Source organism: Peptoniphilus sp. oral taxon 836 str. F0141, from assembly GCF_000179335.1.
Classification (GTDB): domain Bacteria; phylum Bacillota; class Clostridia; order Tissierellales; family Peptoniphilaceae; genus Peptoniphilus_A; species Peptoniphilus_A lacrimalis.
The window spans coordinates 1-1,582 of the sequence record NZ_AEAA01000033.1; the positions used below are offsets into that span (position 1 = coordinate 1).

Annotated in this window: 2 protein-coding genes; both read left to right on the top strand. The window is 30.0% G+C overall.

The genetic code is table 11. The annotated features are described in order from the left end of the window. Window positions 1-63: 63 nt before the first annotated feature. A complete protein-coding gene (locus HMPREF9131_RS01400; RefSeq protein ID WP_009344968.1) occupies window positions 64-609 on the top strand; it encodes a helix-turn-helix domain-containing protein in 546 nt (181 codons plus the stop codon). Further along, entirely contained in the window at window positions 597-1,478 is an 882-nt protein-coding gene (locus tag HMPREF9131_RS01405) for an IS3 family transposase (protein WP_009344967.1), read from the top strand. The genes HMPREF9131_RS01400 and HMPREF9131_RS01405 overlap by 13 nt, the downstream gene beginning before the upstream one ends. Window positions 1,479-1,582: the final 104 nt, after the last annotated feature.

Here is a 1,582-nt window from a genome sequence, read left to right on the forward strand (position 1 = left end):
AAATAATGAACTGACCCCCAAAAGTTGGACCTAAAAACCAACTTTAAGGAGGTCAGTTTTTTCATGGCAAAATATAGTACAGAATTCAAAACGAGAGTTGTAGAAGAATATTTAGAAGGATATGTAAGTTTAAAAAATTTAGCTGAAAAATATAAGCTTCCTCATCAGGAAGTAGCAAGAAGATGGGTAAATACATACAAATCACTAGGTTATGAAGGACTAGAAGTCTCTAGAAAAAATAATAATTACTCTTTTGAATTTAAGTTCAATGTAGTAAACTTGTACTTAACAGGAGAAATGTCCTATCAAAGCCTTGCTAATGAACTAAAAATCAACAATCCAGCAATAATAACTAGATGGGTAAAAAACTTTAGAGAAAAAGGAATTGAAGGACTTAAACCCAAAAAGAGAGGAAGACCTTCAAGTATGACTAAAGATAAAAATAAAGAAAAAGAAAAATTAAAGAAAGAATATTCCAAGGAAGAAATAGATGAAATTGCTGAACTTAAAGATAAGCTTTACTGGGCACAAATGCAGATAGATTTCCTAAAAAAAAAGATGGAATTAGAGGACGAGGAAGATCAGAAAATGAGAGAATGGCTCGAATAATTCACTCATTAAGAGAAAAGTATCCACTAAAAGATTTATTTAAGCAATTTTCTTTTCCAAAATCAACATACATGTATTGGCAAAAAAGATTCGATAGAAAGGATAAGGATGAAGTCTTTGAGGACCAAATTAAGGAAATAAGAAAAGATAATCCAAACTATGGATACAGAAGAATACATGCAATGCTTAGAAGACTTGGAATTTTAATAAACAAGAAAAAAGTTCAAAGACTGGTACAAAAACTAAAGCTTCAAGTAACAAGCTTTGCACGTAAATCTAGAAAATACTATTCATACAAGGGAACAATAGGTAAAGTAGCACCAAATAGGCTAAAAAGAAGATTTAACACTTCTGTAGTCCATCAGAAAATTACTACAGATACAAGTGAATTCAAATACTATGAATCTGATAAATCTGGAAATATGCAAGTAAAAAAACTTTACTTAAATCCTTTCTTAGATATGTTTAATGGAGAAATAATTAGCTATTCAATAACAGGTTCACCTACATTAGACGCAATAATAATACCTCTTGAAGAAGCAATTTTAAAAACTTCGGATTGCAAGTTTAAAAGAATCTTCCATTCAGATCAAGGCTGGGCATATCAACTAAAACAATATACTAAAAAATTAGAAACTAACGGAATCTTACAGAGTATGTCAAGAAAAGGAAATTGCTTAGACAATTCTCCTATGGAGAATTTCTTCGGGATATTAAAACAAGAAATTTACTATGGTAGAACATTTAAGTCATTTAACGAGCTAAAAAAAACAATTGAAGAATATATAAAATATTACAATGAAGATAGAATAAAAGAAAAACTTGGATATTTAAGTCCAGTTGAATATAGAAAACTAAATGCAGCTTAGCTGCAATTTCCCCTAGGGGAAATCTTTAGTACAAAAAACCAGAGACAAATATTTCTAAATGCCTCTGGTATAAAGTCCAACTTTTGGGGGTCACCTTAATAAAA